The organism is Maricaulis sp. (genome assembly GCF_030149425.1).
In the GTDB taxonomy this organism is placed as follows: domain Bacteria; phylum Pseudomonadota; class Alphaproteobacteria; order Caulobacterales; family Maricaulaceae; genus Maricaulis.
Map to the genome: position 1 here is coordinate 36,651 of NZ_JASBRQ010000051.1, position 20,382 is coordinate 57,032.

The 20,382-nt window shown below is 63.1% G+C and carries 19 protein-coding genes; 15 read left to right on the top strand and 4 right to left on the bottom strand.

The annotated features are described in order from the left end of the window. The first annotated feature begins 16 nt into the window (after positions 1 to 16). From Q1V57_RS07910 to Q1V57_RS07920, 3 genes are all read left to right on the top strand, one after another. Positions 17 to 793 (top strand): NAD kinase, encoded by a 777-nt coding sequence (locus tag Q1V57_RS07910; RefSeq protein ID WP_300529409.1) that lies wholly within the window; start codon positions 17 to 19, stop codon positions 791 to 793. Positions 794 to 862: 69 nt separating this feature from the next. Further along, on the top strand, positions 863 to 1,363 hold the full coding sequence (locus Q1V57_RS07915; protein ID WP_300529411.1) for a response regulator: 501 nt from the start codon (positions 863 to 865) through the stop codon (positions 1,361 to 1,363). Positions 1,364 to 1,374: 11 nt separating this feature from the next. Beyond that, the gene (locus tag Q1V57_RS07920; RefSeq protein WP_300529413.1) at positions 1,375 to 1,875 is read left to right on the top strand and encodes an Hpt domain-containing protein; all 501 of its coding nucleotides are present in this window, start codon (positions 1,375 to 1,377) and stop codon (positions 1,873 to 1,875) included. A 39-nt stretch (positions 1,876 to 1,914) separates the two neighbouring features. On the opposite strand, the gene Q1V57_RS07925 is transcribed toward Q1V57_RS07920, so the two are convergent. Together Q1V57_RS07925 and Q1V57_RS07930 are read right to left on the bottom strand one after the other, a co-directional pair. Beyond that, positions 1,915 to 3,048, bottom strand: a complete 1,134-nt coding sequence (locus Q1V57_RS07925; protein WP_300529415.1) for a DUF2336 domain-containing protein — start codon at positions 3,046 to 3,048, stop codon at positions 1,915 to 1,917. 81 nt (positions 3,049 to 3,129) lie between these two features. Next, on the bottom strand, positions 3,130 to 3,954 hold the full coding sequence (locus Q1V57_RS07930) for a hypothetical protein (protein WP_300529417.1): 825 nt from the start codon (positions 3,952 to 3,954) through the stop codon (positions 3,130 to 3,132). 138 nt (positions 3,955 to 4,092) lie between these two features. Here Q1V57_RS07930 and Q1V57_RS07935 point away from each other — a divergent pair, with 138 nt between their 5' ends. Continuing rightward, the gene (locus Q1V57_RS07935) at positions 4,093 to 4,491 is read left to right on the top strand and encodes a DUF6491 family protein (protein WP_300529419.1); all 399 of its coding nucleotides are present in this window, start codon (positions 4,093 to 4,095) and stop codon (positions 4,489 to 4,491) included. A gap of 81 nt (positions 4,492 to 4,572) precedes the next feature. Here Q1V57_RS07935 and Q1V57_RS07940 read toward each other — a convergent pair whose 3' ends face one another. Beyond that, complete coding sequence (locus Q1V57_RS07940) at positions 4,573 to 5,781, bottom strand: hypothetical protein (RefSeq protein ID WP_300529421.1); 1,209 nt, start codon at positions 5,779 to 5,781, stop codon at positions 4,573 to 4,575. A gap of 646 nt (positions 5,782 to 6,427) precedes the next feature. Here Q1V57_RS07940 and Q1V57_RS07945 point away from each other — a divergent pair. The 10 genes from Q1V57_RS07945 to Q1V57_RS07990 all read left to right on the top strand — a co-directional run bounded on the left by Q1V57_RS07945 (position 6,428) and on the right by Q1V57_RS07990 (position 17,762). Continuing rightward, entirely contained in the window at positions 6,428 to 7,099 is a 672-nt protein-coding gene (locus Q1V57_RS07945) for a Crp/Fnr family transcriptional regulator (protein WP_300529422.1), read from the top strand. A gap of 162 nt (positions 7,100 to 7,261) precedes the next feature. Continuing rightward, positions 7,262 to 8,467 carry an acyl-CoA dehydrogenase family protein gene (locus Q1V57_RS07950; RefSeq protein ID WP_300529424.1) on the top strand — a complete coding sequence of 402 codons (1,206 nt, stop codon included), beginning with the start codon at positions 7,262 to 7,264 and terminating at the stop codon, positions 8,465 to 8,467. Positions 8,468 to 8,477: 10 nt separating this feature from the next. After that, on the top strand, positions 8,478 to 9,665 hold the full coding sequence (locus Q1V57_RS07955) for an acyl-CoA dehydrogenase family protein (RefSeq protein ID WP_300529426.1): 1,188 nt from the start codon (positions 8,478 to 8,480) through the stop codon (positions 9,663 to 9,665). Positions 9,666 to 9,669: 4 nt separating this feature from the next. Further along, the gene (locus tag Q1V57_RS07960; RefSeq protein ID WP_300529428.1) at positions 9,670 to 10,509 is read left to right on the top strand and encodes a hypothetical protein; all 840 of its coding nucleotides are present in this window, start codon (positions 9,670 to 9,672) and stop codon (positions 10,507 to 10,509) included. 53 nt (positions 10,510 to 10,562) lie between these two features. Further along, the gene (locus Q1V57_RS07965; RefSeq protein ID WP_300529430.1) at positions 10,563 to 11,219 is read left to right on the top strand and encodes a DsbA family protein; all 657 of its coding nucleotides are present in this window, start codon (positions 10,563 to 10,565) and stop codon (positions 11,217 to 11,219) included. A gap of 29 nt (positions 11,220 to 11,248) precedes the next feature. Beyond that, a complete protein-coding gene (locus Q1V57_RS07970; RefSeq protein WP_300529431.1) occupies positions 11,249 to 12,292 on the top strand; it encodes a glutathione S-transferase family protein in 1,044 nt (347 codons plus the stop codon). Between the two features lie 101 nt (positions 12,293 to 12,393). After that, positions 12,394 to 13,437, top strand: a complete 1,044-nt coding sequence (locus Q1V57_RS07975) for a glutathione S-transferase N-terminal domain-containing protein (protein ID WP_300529432.1) — start codon at positions 12,394 to 12,396, stop codon at positions 13,435 to 13,437. A 165-nt stretch (positions 13,438 to 13,602) separates the two neighbouring features. Further along, positions 13,603 to 14,259, top strand: coding sequence for an ABC transporter ATP-binding protein (locus tag Q1V57_RS07980; protein ID WP_300529434.1), 657 nt, complete (start codon positions 13,603 to 13,605; stop codon positions 14,257 to 14,259). Continuing rightward, positions 14,256 to 16,679 (top strand): ABC transporter permease, encoded by a 2,424-nt coding sequence (locus Q1V57_RS07985; RefSeq protein ID WP_300529436.1) that lies wholly within the window; start codon positions 14,256 to 14,258, stop codon positions 16,677 to 16,679. Before Q1V57_RS07980 ends, Q1V57_RS07985 begins: the two co-directional genes overlap by 4 nt. A gap of 3 nt (positions 16,680 to 16,682) precedes the next feature. Beyond that, a complete protein-coding gene (locus tag Q1V57_RS07990; RefSeq protein ID WP_300529438.1) occupies positions 16,683 to 17,762 on the top strand; it encodes a lipocalin-like domain-containing protein in 1,080 nt (359 codons plus the stop codon). 27 nt (positions 17,763 to 17,789) lie between these two features. Here the strand turns inward: Q1V57_RS07990 and galE are convergent, their stop codons facing one another. Further along, on the bottom strand, positions 17,790 to 18,779 hold the full coding sequence (gene galE, locus Q1V57_RS07995) for a UDP-glucose 4-epimerase GalE (RefSeq protein ID WP_300529440.1): 990 nt from the start codon (positions 18,777 to 18,779) through the stop codon (positions 17,790 to 17,792). A gap of 286 nt (positions 18,780 to 19,065) precedes the next feature. Between galE and rpoN the strand changes: the two genes are divergently transcribed. Beyond that, positions 19,066 to 20,379: an RNA polymerase factor sigma-54 gene (gene rpoN, locus Q1V57_RS08000; protein WP_300529442.1), complete on the top strand. Its 1,314-nt coding sequence runs from the start codon at positions 19,066 to 19,068 to the stop codon at positions 20,377 to 20,379. Positions 20,380 to 20,382 lie beyond the last annotated feature (3 nt).

The window sequence follows — 20,382 nt, forward strand, 5'->3', positions numbered from 1 at the left end:
CAGCCGGGCGTTCATTTTGACTTCCACATCCAAGCCTTCCCTCGCCTTCCTTGCCAGTCCCAAGCCAGGAGCGCTGGCCGCCAAGGAGCGGCTGGAGCAACGCTATGGTTCGGTCTCGGTCTATGACGCGGACATCATCATCGCCCTGGGCGGTGATGGCCTGATGCTTGATGCGCTGCACACCTCGATTTCCACCGGCGCCCAGGTCTACGGCATGAATTTCGGTTCGGTCGGCTTCCTGATGAATGATTTTCACGAAGACAATCTGATCGAGCGCATCGCGGCGGCCGAGCCGGCCCGGATCCGGCCGCTGCGGGCCAGCGGCGAGGACATCCACCACAATGCCTTTGAGGCGCTGGCGATCAATGAGGTCTCGCTGCTGCGCGAGACGCGCCAGACCGCCAAGATCAAGATCCGTATCGACGACAAGGACCGCCTCGCCGAGCTGCAGGCCGACGGCGTTCTCGTGGCCACACCGGCCGGCTCCACCGCTTATAACCTGTCTGCCCATGGCCCCATCCTGCCGCTCGACAGCAAGGTCCTGGCCCTGACGCCGATCAGCGCCTTCCGGCCGCGGCGCTGGCGCGGCGCGCTGTTACCGCACACGGTGAAGGTCAGTTTCGAGGTCTGCGAACCGTCTTACCGGCCGGTCTCGGCGGTGGCCGACAACAAGGAATTCCGCGAGATTGTCCGCGTTGATGTGGAAGAGGCCAGCGATATCACCCTGACCATGCTGTTCGACAGCGACCGCAATCTCTCCGAACGCATCCTGGCGGAACAGTTCGAGAGCTGACCGGCTTAGCGCACCGTTAAGCAAGCGGCCTTAAGCTACTGTCTGGTTTTGGATGACGGGCTTGAGGCAATGGCCGATCAGACCCCTGACAGTGCTGACTTCAGCCGCCTGCGCGTGCTCGTCGTGGACGACAACGCTGCCCTGCGCGGCCTGTTGCGCGTCACGCTCAATGCGTTCGGCGTCGCCAAGGTCACCGATGTCGATGGTGTCGAGCGCGCCCTCTCGCAATTGCGCCAGGACCCCTATGATCTTGTTCTGACCGACTGGAAGATGCGGCCGCGCAGCGGGTTCGATCTGTTACGCGAGCTGCGCGATCCGCGCTGCACCCCGGCGCCGGGCGTCAAAGTCGTGATGCTGACCGCCTATGATGATGGCGAACGCATCGGCATGGCCCGCGCAGCCGGCGCCAATGGCTTCCTGGTCAAACCCTTCACCGCCGCCTCCCTGTCGCAGACTTTGCGCGAAGTCATTACAGATGAGCGGAATTTTATCCAAACCGAAACGTTTTTAGGGCCAGATCGTCGATCAAGAGCGCGGTCTGCGGATCGCCCGATGACTGCTGCCAGGTAAAGGAACGCCCCATGGCCAAGCCGCAAGAAGATGTCGAGATTGTGAATCCGCCGAACCTGCTGCAGGTAAAGATCGGTGGACCGATCAGCGCGGGCGATCTGCATCTGATCGAAAAAGCCGAGGATGCGATCAAGGATTTGCGGTCCGATTTCGGCACCTGGCTGGAAGAAGAAGTGCAAAAGCTTGAGGAAGCCGCAGCCGAGGTGAAAGCCCAAGGTCTCAAGGGCAAGGCCGGCGAAACCCTCTTCATCCGCGCCCACGATCTGCGCGGTGTTGGCTCGACCTATGAATTCCCGATCATTACGCGCCTGGCCAAATCCCTGACCAAGCTGATCGATATGGAGGAAAAGCGGGAGCAGGCTCCGCGCGCCCTCGCCCTGGCCCACGTCAATGCGATCCGCGCAGCCCTGAGCCAGAATATCCGCGATACCAATGACGCGGTCGCCGCAGCCCTGGCAGAAGAGCTCGAGACGCAATCGGCCGCCTTCGCCGAGCCGTGGAAAGACGACTAGCACTGACACCAAGTTGGAAGCGTGAAAGCGGCCGGGTTTTTACCCGGCCATTTTCATGGGCGCATCGCTGTCAAAGCGCGCCATGACATAGTCCAGATCATCTTCTGGAATGCCCTGGAAACGCGTGATTGCGCGTTCGGCCAGGATGCGCTGGAAGTGCGCCCGGCCGGCCTCGTCCTGCGGCATCTCCATGGAATGATAGACATCCAGAACCGCCCGGATCGCCGGGTAGAGCCGCGGCGGCATGCCCGTGCGGTCATACACCGCCCGCAAACCCAACGGCCCGGCATCATGCACCAGCAGCCAGGCCCGGCCATGGGTGACCCCGGCCAGCTCGGCAAAGGCATGCTCCAGGAAAACGATATGTCCACGCAGGGCAGCGCGCAGGATGAGGGACGGCGTCAGGCGGCCGCTCATGCGCAAATGCTGCACGAAGGCCTCGGGGTCCTGGGCCACACCGGCCTGATCCACCAGATCAATCGTAGCCAGCTCGCGCGCACCCTCGGCCAGCTCGATGGCCAGCTGCGGCGGCAGGGCGTGGTTCTTGATCAGCCGCTCAGCCGCTTCCTGGCTGACATGGGCGACCAGCTTCTCGGTAATCTCGACCGGCAAATGCGTCCGCGCGACGAAGGAATCCATCACTTGCGGGTTTTCGCAGAAGGCCGCGAAAGCCTTCTCATAGGCCGTCTGGTCGAAATCCGCGCCGTTATTGGAGGCGGCGATGCCTGTGGCCTTGTCGTCACCACTATCGATGATCTCGTGAACGACACTGCTCGGCAGCGTTTCGCGCGCCGCAATAGCGCAGCGCTTGGAGCTGTCCGATGCCCGGACCAATTCCTCAAGATCGCCCGCCTCGAAAACCGGTGACGACAACAGCACCGGTGTCGCAACGGAGTCGACATCAGCCGCCAGCTTGACAGCAATCTCGCGCGGAAGATTCTTCGACTGGCGCAGGGTCACGGCCATTGACCGGCGCACCATTTCCGCCGCGTCCTGGACGATCAGGTCGAGAATGCCGCCAACCGCCTGACGCTCGACATCGGTCAGCTTGGCCGTATCGATCAGCTGACAGACCTTACGCGCCGCAAGGGCACGATCTTCCTCATCGCGGCCGCGAACCAAGCGCCGGATATCGGTATCGGTCAGTCGATTTCGTAGGGTGACAACGCTCATCGCTAGCTCGCCGGATAAATTTATCTCAGCGGACAGGATGGCCGGGTATGCTTAATGAAGTCTTGCCGGGACAGTGCCGCGTTAAGCCTCTTCCGACCCGGCGCGCCGCGGCGCATCGAGTTCGGCCAGGATTTCCACCAGCGCCGGAGACAGCTCTCCGCCGCTGAAGCGGGTCATCCCGGTTGCGACCGGCGCGCTGGACCGCCCAGCTGAAGCCCCGGCTCCAGCCATGGCCGGCGGCGTGACCGGCACGGGCACTGGCGTCATCATCGGCGCCATCATCGGCGCCGGCGTGCGCCCGGCGCCCTCGCCGGTCAGCGAGGCCAGCACTTCAGCGACACCGCGCGGGCGGGCCCCATCATAAAAAATCGGCCGATTGGCCGCAGCGGCCTGCGGAAAAAGCTCGTCGGCACGGCGTTGCGGGGACCGTTCTGCGGCTGCAATCAGCCCGGCCGCCCCGTTGGCCCCGAGGAAATGCGCCGCATAGAGTTCACCGCCACTGGCTGGCCGGCCCAGACGGCTTTCAATCACCTGGGCGTTCTCGCCCGCGAGCTCGGCTGCCATGACGGCCGAAGCAGCCGGGTCAAAACGCAAATCGAGGACTTCTTGCTGACGGGCCGGGTCCGATACGGTGAAGCGACCATCGGCACCGCGATCAATCATGGCAGCAGCAGCGGCATAACCATGCTTGGCGCCATGGCGCTGCAATGTTCCAAGCCAGGTCTGTTCGATGAATTGGAACATGCCGGCGGCGCTGGACGTGCGGGCCTCGGCACGCGCGTCAAAATTGCTCTCGCGCGCTGCGGTGCGGGCAAGATAGCCGAAATCAACCCCGGTCTCGCTCGCGGCCCGGCGTAACAGACCCGCCGTAGCTTCAGGGATATTCATCTCGACGCGGCTGACCACAGCGCAGCTCCTGCAAGGTTAGAATCGAATCGAGCGCTAGCGTCGCTGCGCCGCACCTAACCACGCGTTAACGACCTTTGTCGCCGGCCCCTGCCCGTGCTAGGATTCAACCGAGGGACGAATTTGTGGAGACACGCCATGAAGACTGCAGCACGTTTCGCAGCGGCCATACTCGCGGCCTGCGTACTGACCCTACCGGCTGTCGCAGAGGACCGCGAACGCGTCCGCGTCGTCAATGTAAACGGCTATACCGTTGTCGATAACCAGCACGTCATTCTCTCCGGCAGCGCCTCGCGCCGCTATCTGGTGACGTTGCAGCGGCGCTGCTGGGGTTTGCGCCGGGGTATCCAGATCGGCACCAGTTTCGGCCGCACAGCCACGATCTACAATCCGCGTTTCGAATACATCGTCACGCGCGATGATCCGCGTTGCTATATCCGCGATATTGAGCAGGTCGAAAACGAGGACGCGGCCCTGGCGCTGATTGAACAACGCGCCGCCGAGGCCGAAGCAGAGGACGATACCGGCTCACGCTAGCCGTCCGCTTGCGACCCATCAGGCACAAAAAAGCCACCGGATTGCTCCGGTGGCTTTATTTGTTGTGATCCGGGAACCGCCCTAGCGCTTATAGGTCAGCACGGTCCAGAGACGCTGACGATCACCCGGAGACACCGGGTCATCGGTGCCCTCGAAGTCCTGATAGTCGAAGGTCAGGGACAGGTTGTGCGGCAGGGCGAACGTCACCCAGCTATCCCACTCGCTGCCCAGATCATCGCCATCGCTTTCGGCCGAGAATTCATGCCGGCGCACACCGAACTCGATCTCGCCGAAGAACGAGCCTTGCGGCTCGATCGCGTATTCGACACCGAAATTGATGTCTTCCAGCCCGTCGACCGTGCCCTGGCGGCCGCCGCCGGTGAAGACATCGGCATAGCCGAGCACCCCGTGATTGGCGCCGAGCGGGTTGACGATGCGGTTGGTCCCGTCACCTTCCAGCACATCCCAGCCGGCCGCAAAGGTGAAAGCGCCGTACTCCAGGCTGACATCGGTTACGATGTAGGTGAGGTCGAAGTCGGCGGTATTGTCGCCGTAATCGCTCTGCTGGGCGACCATAGCCGCATAGGACAGCTCGGCATCGCCGAAATCATGCCCGCCGCGCAGCCAGCCGCCATAGGTGAAGTTCGAGCGGCTCGCTGCACTGCCATCCAGATCGATGAAGTAAGCAAAGCCGGTCAGATTGACCCACTCATTGACGCCGTACTGGGCGCGGAAGAGATGGCTGTCACCCTCCCACTCATTGCGATCGCCCGGCCCGCGATTGGAGCGGAAATGGTAGACATAATCGGCCTGGAAGGCCCCGTCGGAGTAGTTGAACGCCACCGCATCGTGGGAGACCTTGTCCTGCGACGCGCCCGGCGAGCCGACAAAGCGCTTATCGTCGAAATTCAGATACTGGCGACCGGCGGTGACATTGAACTGGTCATTGAAGGCATAGGTCAGCTGCAGCCGCTGCAGCTCGGTGAACTCGGTATTGGAGATCTTGCCATACTGGGTCTGACCATTGAGGCCGTTATTATATCCATCATCGGAGATGATGAAGGCATTCTCGATCTCAGCCAGGAAGGTGAAACCGCCCGATTGCGGGCTGCGCCAGCCCAGCAGCGAGCGCACCGAAGTCATTTCGGCGTCTTCCTTGCCTTCCTGTTCGACGAATTCAGCGCGAGCGCGGATATCGACCAGCACATCGCCATGATTATCGGCGTAGGCAAAAGGTGCGATACCGGCAAACAGGCAGGCCGCTGCGACCGTTAAATTGAGAGTTTTCATTACGCTTGTCCCATTACTGATCTGGTATGGCCCTAGGCGGACCGGAATAATGAAGGGATGGCTGGAGCAGCACTGCTCTTTGCTTCATCTAAGCCATTGTTTTCACTGTGAGTTGAGAAGCCGCCCGCCCGCGACTTGAACACGTCTGGCCCGCCGCCCGCTTGGCCGGCCGTTATGGCGCTGGATATCAACGCAGCGCTCGCGACATTTGCCGTGAGTGTCCCGAAAAGACCGTACATCCCAATGTCTCCACTTCGGCGTCTCTGCGCCAATTTGCGGAGGTAATAGACCCTGGACTTGCTTAATTTCGGCTAACCATGCGGTTATACGATATTAGCCGGGACGTTATTTTCTCGTTTATATACGGCCACTTAATGCTTGGCCGGACACTTGGTTTCAAATTGATACCTATAGAGTTTCAACGCGTTAGCGTGAGGCGGGCAGATCTGAGCAAAACCATAGCGTTCTTGCGCTTAAACATCTGAGCGCCAACGCGATTGGCGCTAAAAGCGGATTTTTTTTCCGATCTGGCGATAGCAGGACGCCCGGCCGTCACCGCCTGACGCGTGGATCCCTGCCCCGCCACATCGGTGAAGCCCTCGCATGCGGATTGAATGCAAAGATTTTTGGATTTACCCAAACGAGTATGGATCTGCTCGATTTCGCCATAACGCCCCTGCGCGATTTGCTGCCGCCGCTCGCCTATGAAGAAGCCCGCCGGCGCGCCCGCAGGGCGAGCTATTCCGACGGCCAGATCGTGCACGCACGCGGCGATGACGCCGCGCGGCTGTGTATCGTCGCCCAAGGCGCGGTCCGTTTCGGCCGTTTCCAGCCCGGTGGAACCTTGAATCTGGTCCGCATGATCGGACCCGGCGCGCATTTCGGCGATGTGGCGGTACAAAGATCGACGCAAACCCATGATGCTTACGCCGTTGGTCCAACCCAGATCGACATTGTCGACGCGGCCAGCCTCAAGGTCCTGCTTGACCACGAGCCCGGTTTCGCAGCTGGCCTGTGGCAGGCCAATACGGCCCGGCTCAACGCCTTGCTGGAACTCTATGACGATGCCCGCACACTCAGCGTCACGGCCCGTCTCGCCAAGGTCATCTATCTGCATTGCGGCCGCGGCGCGTTGGCCGATGGGGTCGCCTGCCTGCAGCGCGATCTCGCAGCGCTCCTGGGCGTGTCCCAGGTCTCGATCGGCAATGCGCTGAAGGAATTGCAGGCGGCCCGGCTGGTCGAACCGGGATATCGCTGCGTGACGGTTCCCGACAAGGCGCGGTTGAAAGCCTGGCTGCGCAAGACCAGCGCCGCCTGAGCGCCGGCCCCGGTCCTCGTCCTGGTCCCGGTCTCGCAACCGGCGTTCTACCTGTGACGGCAAATCCAAACTTCTTTGTTTTCGATCACCCGACCTGCTGCCAAGATACCGGCAAGACACAGGACCGGATCACCGGCCGCAGACTGCCAAGGGGAGACCGCCGTGAGCGCACCAGAAACCGACCGGGAACACGCGGATTTCCGTCAATATGCACGCCGCTGGCTGGCAGAAAACCGACCGCCACCGCCCCCGGAACGCCTCCCGATCACACCGATTGAGGTCATGACCACGGGGCAGCGCGACTATCTCCAGGCCTGGCAACGCCAATGCTATGACGCCGGTCTGGTCGGCACAGACGTGCCCGTCGCCTATGGCGGCCACGGCCATAACGGGCTGCAGCGTATCGCCAATCAGGAACTCAACCGCGCCGGCGTACCCTTCCTGATCAATATCATAGGCCTGAGCATGGCCGCACCGACCATTCTCAAACACGGCACGGAAGAGCAAAAGCGCCAATTCATCCCCGGCTGCCTCTCCGGAGAAGAGATCTGGTGCCAGGGTTTTTCCGAGCCCGGCGCCGGGTCCGACCTGGCCAATCAGCGCACCTCTGCAGTGCGCGATGGCGATGACTGGATCATCAATGGTCACAAGGTCTGGACCAGCCTGGGCCATTTCGCCAAATGGATGATCCTGATCACCCGCACCAGCAAGGACGAGAAATACCAGGGCCTGACCTATTTCCTGTGCCCCATTGCAGGTCATCCGGGCGTCACCGTCCGGCCCTTGCTGAAGATCACCGGCGAGACCGGTTTCAATGAAGTCTTCTTCGAGGATGTCCGCATTCCCGACAGCTACCGCCTCGATGACGTCGGCATGGGCTGGAGCGTGGCCATGACCACCCTGCTGTCGGAACGCGGCGCGGCAGAAGGTGCCGGCGCCGGCGGTGGTGAAGGCGAAAAAGCCGTTGAGAACCTGATCGACCTGGCCCGCAATGCCTGGCGCGACGGGGAGCTGGCGGCCGATGATCCGGTCACCCGCGACGCCATCATGCAACGCGCCATTATCGCCGAAGGGTTACGGCAGAATGCGCGTCGTGCCCGGGTGCCGGCGCTGTGCGACCATCCCATGCGCCTGCCCTTGCAGCAGAAGCTGACCCATAGCGAGTTCCAGCAGGACAATGCCCGCCTCGGCGTCGAGATCGCCGGCGCCCATGCCTCGCTCTACAAGCTCGATCCGCGCGCGCCCGATGCCGGTCATTGGCCGCTCGCCTATCTCAACTCCTATGGCAATACCATTGCCGCCGGCACGAATGAGATCCAGCGCAATATTCTCGGCGAGCGCGTGCTCGGCCTGCCGAAGTCGAAATAGGGAGAGGACGATGACCGCAATGCACACCACCCCCCGCGATTTCGGCTTTGGCGAGGACGAAACCATGCTGCGCGACATGGCGCGCAAAATGCTCGACGAACGCCTGCCCATGGACCGTTTGCGCGAGCTCGTCGCGGCCGATCCGGGTCCGGTTTATGACCAAGGCGAGCGTTCGCCCTGGGATGAGACGCTCTGGGCCGAGATCGTAGCGCTCGGCTGGACCGGGCTGGCGATCAGCGAGGATGCCGGCGGCGCCGATATCTCGCTCGCCGGGATCGCCGGCATGGTCGAGGAAGCCGGCCGTCACGCCCTGCCCTCGCCGCTTATTCCCACGCTCTCGGCCAGCCTGGTCCTGCGTGCTGCCGGTGGTGAAGCCGCCTTGGCACCGATGACCCGGATTGCCTCTGGTTCGACGGCCAGTCTTGCGGTGACCAATGAACGCGGCAGCTGGGCCCCAGAGGATGCGCCATTGATGGCCAGCGCGGATGGAGACGGACTCACCCTCCAGGGCACGGCCCGCTTCGTCCAGGACGCGTTCAAGGCTGACATGCTGATCACCAGCGCACGGCTGGATGACGCGCTCGTCCTCTGCGTGGTGGACAAGGGCGCTGAAGGCCTCAGCCTCGCCGCCGATCATATTCACGACCTGACCCGCGATCAGGCCAGCGCGCATTTCGATCATGTGCAGATCGCCAGCAGCGCCGTGATAAGCCGTGACGCCGAACCGGTCTTGCGCCAGGCCTGGCCCGGCCTGCTGGTGCTGGTCGCGGCCGATCTGTGCGGTGCCAGCGAACACATGCTTCAGACCACGGTGGACTACGCCAATCAGCGGGTCCAGTTCGACCGTCCCATCGGCTTCTTCCAGGCGGTCAAACACCCGCTGGTCGATGCCATGGTGGATATCGACCGCGCCCGCTCACTGCTCTATCACGCCTGCGCGGAGATTGATGCGGGTAGCAGCCAGGCCGAGGCCGCCGCCCATATGGCCAAAAGTGCCGCTTCGGACGCTGCGGCCTATATCTCCGACCGGGCGATCCAGCTGCATGGCGGGATCGGCTTCACCTGGGAGTATGCGCTGCACATCTTCTTCAAGCGCAATCTGCACAATCAGGGACTTTGGGGCGATGGCGTCTATCATCGCAAGAAGCTGGCGGACCTGTTGATCGGTCCGATCGGAAGCTCGGACAATCAGGCGTGACGCGATGAGACGCTTTGTATCCGGCCTTGTCCTGATCACCGCCCTTCCTGTGGCCTCCATGGCTCAGGACAACGAGCCGCGCGGTGAACTCCTGTCGGCCTTTTTCGGCCTCAACGACTCGCGGCAAATCCGGATCAGGACGCTGCCCATCTGCCGCGGGCAGAGCCGCGGAATCCCGGGCGATGACGGCATGCCGGTGATTTTCTCGCACGAGGTTGATGCGGCCACTCTGGACGCGGCCGACTTCCAGGTCACGACGCGCTCGGGTGAAGCCCATTCAGCCGATTGCGTCACCCTACGCCCCGCCGATGATGCCGGCGAGCTTCGCACCGCGCTGCTTGTCGGGGAATTTGGGTCACAGGAGGATCAACCGGCCCGGGTCGAGATTGTCGGCGAGATCCGCTCCCTTGATGGATCGGTCAATTTCCTCAACGCGCAGGTCGCAGTCACTCCATTGGAGAACGGCCCCTCCCTAGTGCTGGCAGAAAATCTGCCGCCGGAGCAATGGACGCTGGACGCTGATGGTGAATGCCCCAGCGAAGGCCTGGTAAGTGTGGTGCGTGCGGTCTGGGCCGGTGGGGTTACCAAACCGGGGGGCGATGAAATCGACGCTCGAGAAATGGGTCTGTATCGCGTGACGCTACACCAGCCCGATGGATCAGTGGAGACCGCCACACCGTTCGCGGTCGGCGATCTAGGTGATAATGACAATAATCACGATCTTTGCCTCGATGCTCGAGGCGACCCCATAAGCGTCTTCTTCCCGGCCGGCGCTCTGACCGACCCGAATGAAGACCTAAACCCCGATACGCTGATTGCCTTGCCGGCCAACCGGCTGGAATAGCGGCCCCGCACATACTCAATAATGGCGGCACCGATCGCCGCTGGGAGGAAAACATGACAGCAATTGTTGACGTTTATTGGTCATTCAGAAGTCCCTATTCCTATCTTGCCACGCCCGACATGCTGCGCCTGCGCGATGACTTCGAGCTTGAGGTCAATTTGCGTACGGTTCTGCCGATTGCCGTGCGCAGCAAGGACACCCTGTTTGCCGGCGACCGGAACCGTGTGGGGTACATCATCACCGATGTCTTCCGGCGCGCGGAATTCCTCGGCATGAAGCTGGGCTTCCCGCAGCCTGATCCGATCGTGCAGAACATGGAAACGTTCGAAGTTGCCGAGGAGCAGCCTTACATCTACCGCCTGTCCGGTCTGGGCATTGAGGCACAACGCCGCGGCAAGGGTATAGAACTCGCCTACCAGGTCTCCCACCTGATCTGGAGCGGCGAGGCAGACTGGGACAAGGGCGACAAACTGGCCGAAGCTGTCGCCAGGGCCGGTCTGGACCTGGCCGATATGGAAGCGGCGATCGCCGGTTATGATCCCATGGACGATATCGAGGCCAACCAGAAGGCGCTCGATGAGGCAGGCCATTGGGGCGTGCCGACCCTGGTGTTCAATGGCGAACCCTTCTTCGGCCAGGACCGGATCGAAACCCTGCGCTGGCGCCTGGAGAAGGCGGGCGTGCCCAAGCGTGCAACCGTACCAGCCTAGCCACATCGCCAGCAAACGGGGACGTCAAGATGACCGCACGCCCAACCCAGTCCGAGACGACATCGAACTATCGTCTGATGGGCCTGGAAGCCTCGCCCTACACGATGAAGGTCGACGCCTATTTGAAGTATAAGGGCCTGCCCTATGAGTGGGTCATACGCAATCTGAAGAATGAGAAACTCTTCCAGACCCACGCCAAGGTTCAGCTCATTCCCCTGCTCTTCTTTCCCTCCGGCGAGACCATGCAGGACTCCACCTTGATCATTGAACGTCTGGAGCGGGAGGAGGACGGCCCCTCCATCCATCCCGATGACAAGGCCCTCTGGTTCCTCTCCTGCTTGTTCGAGGAGTTCGGCGATGAGTGGTGCAACAAGCTGATGTTCTTCCAGCGCTGGTTCTACGAGACCGACGCGAAAGCCACCGGCAAACGTCTCGCGCGCGACCGCTTACAGGGTCAATGGTGGGGCGCCCTCGCCCGTCCGCTGGTGGCCCATCTCGTCGTGCGACGCATGGTGCCGCGCCTAGTCTATTCCGGCGGCAATGAGACCAATATCCCGCAGCTCAAACAGTCCTTCATCGACCTTTGCGCCATGCTGGATCAACATTTTCTGGCGCGCCCCTACCTCTTGGGCGGGCGCCCCTGCTTTGGCGATTTCGGCCTCTGGTGCAATCTCTACGAAGCTTGGACCGATCCGACCGCCAAAGCCTATATCGAAGCCAATTCCCCCGCTCTGACAGCCTATATCAAGCGTATGCTCTCGCCGTCCGCAGACGGCGAATTCGAAACCCTGGACACGCTCACACCGACCTTGCGGCCCATCCTGCAGCAAGAGATGGCGACGCGTTTCCTGCCCTGGATGGAGGCCAATCATCAGGCCTTCCATGCCGGTGAGGCAGAGACCCGCCTGACCATGAATGGTGAGCTCTTCAAGCAGAAGACCTTCAAGTATCAAGCCCGCACGCTGGACGAATTGCGCCGCAAATTCTCCACTGTCGCCGAGCATGCACCGCTCACCGGCCTGCTCCGGGATACCGGCTGTCTGGGCTTTATGCAGGCCAAGGAAAACGCCTGAAAACCAGCGCCGGGCCATCCCGGGCGATGGGCCGGGGATTTCATCGCACAAGGCGGACCGTTAGGGTCACGCGCTGAACAAACAACGCGGGAGGATAGCGCATGGCCGCTGACAAGGTCCTGGAACTGCTCGGTGCACCGGGCTCGCCCTATACCCGGAAAATGCTCGCCCTGATGCGATACCGGCACATCCCCTATCGCGTCCTCTGGGGTGGCCGGCATGCGGACCTGACGGGCTATCCCATGCCCAAGGTCCAGCTCCTGCCGACTTTCTACTTCCCGGATAGCAATGGGGGCCGCGAAGCGGTCGTCGATTCCACCTTTATCCTGCGCCGCCTGGAACAGGACTATCCGGGCCGGAGCGCCATCCCCGGCGAAGCCGGACTCGCTTTCCTGGACTATCTGATCGAGGATTTCGCCGATGAATGGCTGACCAAGGCCATGTTCCACTACCGCTGGAGCCATCAGGCCGATATCGACAATGCCGGCCCGCTTCTGACCTTCTGGCACAACCCGCAGCTCGGCGAGGACGATGCCCGCGGGTTCAGCGATTTCATCAGCAAGCGCCAGATTGAACGACTCCATGTCGTCGGCTCGAACGAGACCACCGCGGCCACAATCGAAGCCAGCTTCAAGCGCTTCATCCCGATCCTGTCGCAATTGATCGAAACCCAGGGCTATGTCCTCGGCGCCCGCCCGTCCGCGGCCGGCTTTGCTCTTTACGGACAACTCACCCAGCTCGCCCTGGTCGACCCAACTCCGGCGGCCCTGCTCAACGGCGCCTCGCCGCGCCTGCGTGCCTGGGTCGACCGGGTTGATGATCTGTCCGGACTGGATGTCGACGCGAATGGCTGGTTGCCACTGAGCCAGGCCAGCCCGGCGCTGGAACCCTTGCTGCAGGAAATCGGCCGGGTCTACGTGCCTATCATGCTGGCCAATGCCGACGCCATTACTCGCGGCGAGGACCGCTTCTCAACCCGGATCGATGGTCGCGAATGGACGCAGCCGGTCTTCGCCTATCAGGCAAAATGCCTGGCCTGGATGAGACAGGAGTATGCCGCTCTCGATGATACCGCGCGCCGGGAGATAGCGGACCTGCTCACCCGGACCGGGTGCGGCGCTTTGATTGAGCATACGGCCGCCTGACAAACCACCGCAAGCGCGGCGGCGATCGAGGCCGGTAGCCGTTTCCCGTAACCTATCCCCGTGCTTGCCCCGTCTGCCTGCTTCAACATGCCGCCGGTCAATTGGCATATCGGCTCTTTCAGTGCTGGCCGCCGATGCTAAGTCTTGGGCAAAAGAGGAAGACCTATGTTGCTCACGGTCGATCGGCTGGAAAAATCATATGGCGATGGCGCCCAGCGCCAGCGCGTGCTGGACGGGGTCAGCTTGACCCTGGCTGCGGGTGAGAGCCTGGCCATTACCGGCGAGTCCGGCTCGGGCAAGAGCACACTCCTGCATTTGATCGGGCTTCTCGACACCCCTGATGCCGGCGATATCGCGCTCAATGGCGAGGCCATCTCGGCGCTGGACGAGGCCGGGCGTGCCGCGCGGCGACGCGATACGGTCGGGCTGGTCTTCCAGCAATTCAACCTGGTGCCCTCATTGACGGTGGCGGGAAATCTGGCGCTTCAGGCGCGACTGGCCGGCAAGCATGACCCGGCCTGGATCGATACCCTGGCCACACGGCTCGGCCTGTCCGGTTTTCTCACGCGCTATCCCGAACAGTTATCCGGCGGTCAGCAACAACGCGTCGCGGTCGGCCGGGCCCTGGCCGCCCGCCCCACATTGCTGCTGGCCGACGAGCCGACCGGCAATCTGGATGAGGCCACCAGCGCCGATGTCCTCGAACTCATGCTGGAACTGTGTCGCGACGCCGGCACGGCGCTGGTCATGGCGACCCATTCGGCCAGCGCGGCGGACCAGCTGTCCCGGCGCGCGCATCTGACACGTGGTCGTCTGTCATGACGACAACGGCGCTCATCGCGCTCTTGTCGCACTGGCGCCGCAAGCCCGGTCAGCTGGCCACCCTGATTATCGGTCTGGGTCTGGCAACAGCGTTGTGGACCAGCGTTCAGGCCATCAACGCCGAGGCCCGTGCCAGTTATGACGAAGCCAGTGCGACACTGGGCGGTGGCTCAGTACTGGTGCTGACAGCGCGCGATGGCCGGATCCCGCTCTCGCGTTGGGCGCTACTGCGCCGTGACGGGTGGGCCGCCTCCCCGATCATCGAAGGCGAATATGCGATCGACGGAGCGCGCTTCCTGCTGCGTGGGGTCGAACCCTTGAGCGGTCTGGGCAACGGTACGGCGATACCGGAAGACCAGGCGATCGGGTTGGCTTTCCTCACGGCACCGGGCGTGCTTCTGGCTGCGCCGGAGACAGCAGAGCTCTTGCGCGCCGCGCCGGAAAGCGCCCGGTCCAGCCTGCCCCCTGTACGCGTCAGTGCGGCGGTTCCACGCGGGGAAATCATCACCGATATCGCCGTTGCAGCCCGGCTGCTGGAACGTGGCGATACGGTCGACCGCATCCTCGTCGATACGCGTGAACGGACGGGCCGAACCCCGCTGACCGAGCTGGTGCCGGCACTGGAGCGCAATACCGGTTCGGCCAATGGCGAAGTCGCCCAGCTGACCGGTAGTTTTCACCTCAACCTGACAGCTTTTGGCTTTCTGTCCTTTGCCGTCGGCCTGTTCATCGTCTACGCCGCCATCGGCCTGGCCTTCGAGCAGCGCCGGGCAACGCTGCGAACACTGCGCGCGCTGGGTACGCCCGTCTCCTCCATCATCGCCGCCCTGATTATCGAGGCCCTTGCCCTCGCCCTCCTGGCCGGCGCAATCGGTGTGATCCTCGGCTATGTCGTCGCCAGTGCGCTCCTGCCCGGCGTCGCCGCCACCCTGCGCGGCCTGTACGGCGCCAGTGTTGCAGGCGAGCTCGCCATCCGCCCGCAATGGTGGCTGTCCGGTTTTGCCATTGCCGTCCTCGGGGCCCTGGCTGCCACGGCCCTCTCGATCCGCCGCGCCGCCACCTTGCCGCTCCTGGCCGCCGCGCAGCCGCGCGCCTGGGCCATGGCGTCGGCACGCCGCTTCGTGCAGCAGGCCATCGCCGCCCTGGTTCTGCTTGCCGTTGCGGCCCTGATCCCGCACTTTTTCTCCGGCATCATCGCCGGTTTTGCCATGCTCGCGGCTCTGTTGTTCGGCGCGGCCTTGATCCTGCCGCCCGCCCTCGCCCTGGCCTTGCGCCTGATCCAGCGCCTGGCCCGCGGTCCCATCGCAGAATGGTTCCTGGCCGATACGCGCCAGCAATTGCCCGGACTGTCACTGGCGCTGATGGCCCTGATGCTCGCCCTGGCAACGAATATCGGCGTTGGCACCATGGTCTCGAGCTTCCGCCTGACTTTTGAAGGCTGGCTCGACCAGCGCCTGGCGGCAGAACTCTATGTGACCACACGGGATGAGACCCAATCGGCGCAAGTCCATGAATGGCTGGAGCCACGGACCGAGGCGGTCTTGCCGATCTGGAGCGCCGAGAGCGAGATTGCCGGCCGGTCTGGCGAAGTTTTCGGCGTCGTCGATCATGCCACCTACCGGGATAACTGGCCCTTGCTGATAGCGACCGACACGGCCTGGGACGAGGTGGCGGCCGGGAACGGCATATTGGTCAATGAACAGGCCTGGCGCAGTCTTGGCCTCGCGCTTGGCGACCCGGTCCGGCTCGGCACCCAGCCCTCTATGACGCTGGTCGGCGTTTACACCGATTACGGCAATCCCAATGCCCAGGCCATTATCGGCCTCGACGCTCTGCTGACGCGCTATGACAGCGAGGTCTCACGGCTGCGCTACGGCCTGCGCCTGCCCCCCGGCGACACCCCGGCACTGGCGCAGGCGCTCCGGGCCGAGTTTGATCTTCCGGCCAATGGCGTGATCGACCAGGCACAGGTGAAGGCCTTCTCTATGTCCGTCTTCGAACGCACCTTCGCCGTTACGGCAGCCCTCAACGTCCTCACCCTGTCCGTCGCCGCCTTCGCCATGTTCGCCAGCCTCGCCACCCTGGCCTCCATGCGCCTGCCGCAATTGGCACCGGTGTGGGCGCTCGGCCTCAGCCGGGCCAGCCTGGCTCGGCTGGAGCTCATCCGCGCCGGGGTCCTCGCTTTGATGACCTGGCTGATTGCCCTGCCGACCGGCCTGCTCCTGGCCTGGGTGTTGCTCGCCGTCGTCAATGTGGAAGCCTTCGGCTGGCGCCTGCCCATACACCTCTTCCCGCTCGACTGGCTGATCCTTGCGGTACTGGCCATTCTCGCCGCCTTTATCGCGGCATTGCTGCCGGCGCGCGCGCTGATCAAACGTCCGCCGCGGGAATTCCTGCAGATTTTCGCGCAGGAGCGCTGAAGCATGATCCGGATCACCACCCTGTTTCTCATCGCGCTGACCCTTCATGCCGCACCGGCCGCCGGCCAGGGCTTTGCCGGTCTGGGCACCGAGGTGGCGGGCTTCGCCACGCCGCAACCGGCGCCGCAATTCGACTTCCCGGCAGACCATGGGGCGCATCCGGATTACCGCATCGAGTGGTGGTATCTCACAGCCGTGCTGGAGGACGCGGATGGCACGCCCTACGGCGCGCAGTGGACGCTGTTCCGGTCCGCACTGGAACCATCAGATCAGCAAGGCTGGTCCTCGCCCCAGCTCTGGATGGGCCATGCCGCCGTCACCACGCCGAGCGCGCATTATCACGCCGAACGGCTGGCCCGCGGCGGGCTGGGCGTGGCCGGCGTCGATGCCGAACCCTTCCAGGCCTATATCGATGAATGGTCGATGCGCAGCGCACGCGAACGCTTGCCCGCGACCGCGGACAGCCTCGCCGCGCTGGATCTGAGCGCCCGCGGCGACGGTTTCAGCTACACGCTGGCCCTCGACGCAAACGGGCCCCTGGTCTTCCACGGCGCGGACGGGTTCTCGGTCAAATCCGCTGGCGGCCAGGCGAGCTATTATTATTCCCAGCCCTTTTACAGCGTATCCGGCATGCTGGACCTTCCCGGCGGCGAAGTCGCCGTCACCGGCCAGGCCTGGCTCGACCGGGAGTATTCCTCTCAGCCCCTGTCGGAAACCCAGCTCGGCTGGGACTGGGTGTCCTTTCATCTCGATAGCGGAGAGAAGCTGATGGGCTTCCAGCTGCGCCAGAGTGATGGCAGCGTCTATACCTCTGCAAGCTGGATCACGCCGGAGGGCCAGCTGACTGCGTTCGAGGATGGCCAGCTCAACATGACGGCGCTGGAAACCACCGAGGTCGCAGGCCGGCAGGTTCCGGTGCGCTGGCGGGTAGAACTCCCGGCCCGGGGCGTCGATGTCGAGATTGCAGCGGTCAATCGCCAAAGCTGGATGCCGACCCTGTTCTCCTACTGGGAAGGCCCGGTCTCGATCAGCGGCAGCCATGGCGGCCGGGGATATCTGGAAATGACCGGTTATGGCGAGTAATCGGCGCCCAATGCCCAAGATGCAGCGCTAGGCTGCCGCAGCTGATCGCCAGCGTGGGCCATGATAGCGCCAGGCATCTTCGACGATCTGCTCGATATTCGAGCGGGCCGGGGCAAAACCCAGCTCATCACGGGCAAACCGTGTATCGGCGTATAATTCCGGTGCATCGCCGGGTCGCCGCCCGGACATCACACGCGGTACCGGGCGGCCGACAACGGTTTCCACGGCATCGAGCACCTCCATGACGGTGACACCCTGACCCGTGCCAAGATTACAGGCAAAGCTCCCGCCGCGACCGGCCAGGCGGTCGAGTGCCCGAAGATGGCCGGCAGCAAGGTCATCAACATGGATGAAATCGCGCACGCAGCTGCCATCCCGCGTCGCATAATCGGAACCGAAGACCTGCATCGGCCCGCCCAGACCGGCCGCGGCCTTGAGGGCATTGGGGATGAGGTGGGTCTCCGGCTCGTGTTCCTCGCCGATATCGCCGTCCGGGCTGGCACCGCTGGCGTTGAAGTAGCGTAGCGCCGCGTGCTCGATATCTCCTGCCCGCGCCGCGTCTTCCAACACGTTTTCTACGGCCAGCTTGGTGCGGCCATAGGTATTGATCGGCTTGCGGACATGTCGCTCGCACAGGGGCAGACGTTCAGGCTCGCCATAGACGGCGCAGGTCGAGGAAAAGACGATCCTGCGGCAGCCGGAACGCTGCATTGCCCCCAGCACGCTGATCGAACCGGCCAGGTTATTGTCCCAGAAGGCCAAGGGTTCGCGCTCGCCGATGGAGACTTCGATTGATGCCGCGAAATGCATGACCGCGTCCGGCTTGTAAGCCGCGAACGCGGCATCAAGGGCTGCACCATCGCGAATATCGGCCTGCACCAATGGCCCCCAGCGCACAAAATCCCGGCGCCCGGATGACAGATTGTCGACGACGATGGGCTGATCACCGCGAGCCGCGAGCGCCTTGGCGGTGTGGGCGCCGATATAGCCGGCACCCCCCAAAACCAGAACCTTCATGATACGTCCTTTCCGTGGCGGCATTCTTGTCGTGATAACCGGATCGCAAATATGGGTCCGGAACCCGGCGCGGGTCTGGGATCCATTGCCGCGCCTACGGCTTCAGCGCCTTGCGGAAAGACCACAGCGCTGCTCCGGCTGCACAGGCCATGCAATCGGCCACGATAATAACCGCACTTCGCAAGACCCCTCGTTGCAGCCTGCGCCGACAACGAGTTATCTATTTGATTTTACTTACTCTTCACAAAGCACAGCCTGTGCATTGAAACTGAACATGGAGGTTCCCATGAGCAGTTTCACCCAGCGCCTGAGCGCATCGCAAAAACAGTCCTTCGGGCAAACCCTGTCACCCCAAATGCAACGCACAATGCATCTCATTGCGCTCTGCCGGGATGATCTCGAGCGCGAGATTGCCGAGATCTGCGAAACCAACCCGCTACTGGCAGACCTGCCGGCCTGGTCGCGCAAAACCGGGCATGGGTCGGGGCTGGCGGACTGGAGCGCCTCGGTAGCCGCACCGGTCGGACTGCTGGAACATCTACAGCAGCAATTGGCTCTGGCGCAGGCGCCCAGTCACGTGAAAGCAGGCGCCGCCCTGATCATCGCCCATATCGCCCCCAACGGTCGGATTGAAGCAGAGGACTGGCACGCCTTGTCGCAACACCCCGGGATCGACGACGCGCTGGCGCTGGTGCAAGGGTTTGAGCCCGCCGGAATCGGCGCCCGATCCCTGAGCGAGTGCTTTGCCTTGCAGCTGGATGAGCAATGCCGCGCCTGCCCGGCCTGGGTCGCCCTGCTGGACAATCTCGACGCCCTGGCCAGTGAACCGGCGCGTGCGATGGCAAAGCGCTGTGGCGTCAATGAGGTTGAGTTGAGCCGGATGATCGCCCATTTGCGGACCCTTTCGCCCTATCCCGGTCACCGGTTCGAAAGCGCCGAGAAGATTGAGATCACGCCCGACCTGCGGGCGGCCCAGAGTGAGAGCGGCGAATGGGTCGTGGCGCTGACCTGGGACCCTGGCGCCAGTATCGCCAGTGAACCCGCCTATACAAACTGGCAACAGGACAAGGGCCTCAATGCCCCGGCCCGCGCATTCCTGCAGGACAAGCATGACGAAGCCGAGTGGCTGAAGCGCGCCCTGAAACAGCGCGGACAAACCCTGCTCCGCGTCGCCCGCCTGGCCATCGCCTATCAGGACCGCTTCCTGACCGATGGCGCCGAATTTCTGGCACCTCTGACCATGCGTGACATCGCCGGCAAGCTCGACCTGCATGAATCGACCATCAGTCGCGCCGTCGCCAATAAATATATCCTGACGCCCCGCGGGGTAATCTCGATGCGCGATTTCTTCTCAACCGCCGTCAAGGATGACCTGGATCACGCGGAGACATCCTCCGCGGCGATAAGGGCCCGGATCGGTACCATGATCGAGAAAGAAAGCGTGCCGGGCGCTATGTCAGACAGCGCCATTTCCAAAGCGCTGAAACAGACCGGCATTCACATCGCCCGGCGCTCGATTGCCAAGCATCGTGAACAACTCGGTCTCGGCAGCGCCCGCGAGCGGGCACGGATGGCGAGCTATGCCATCGCTGCGGAGTAAAGC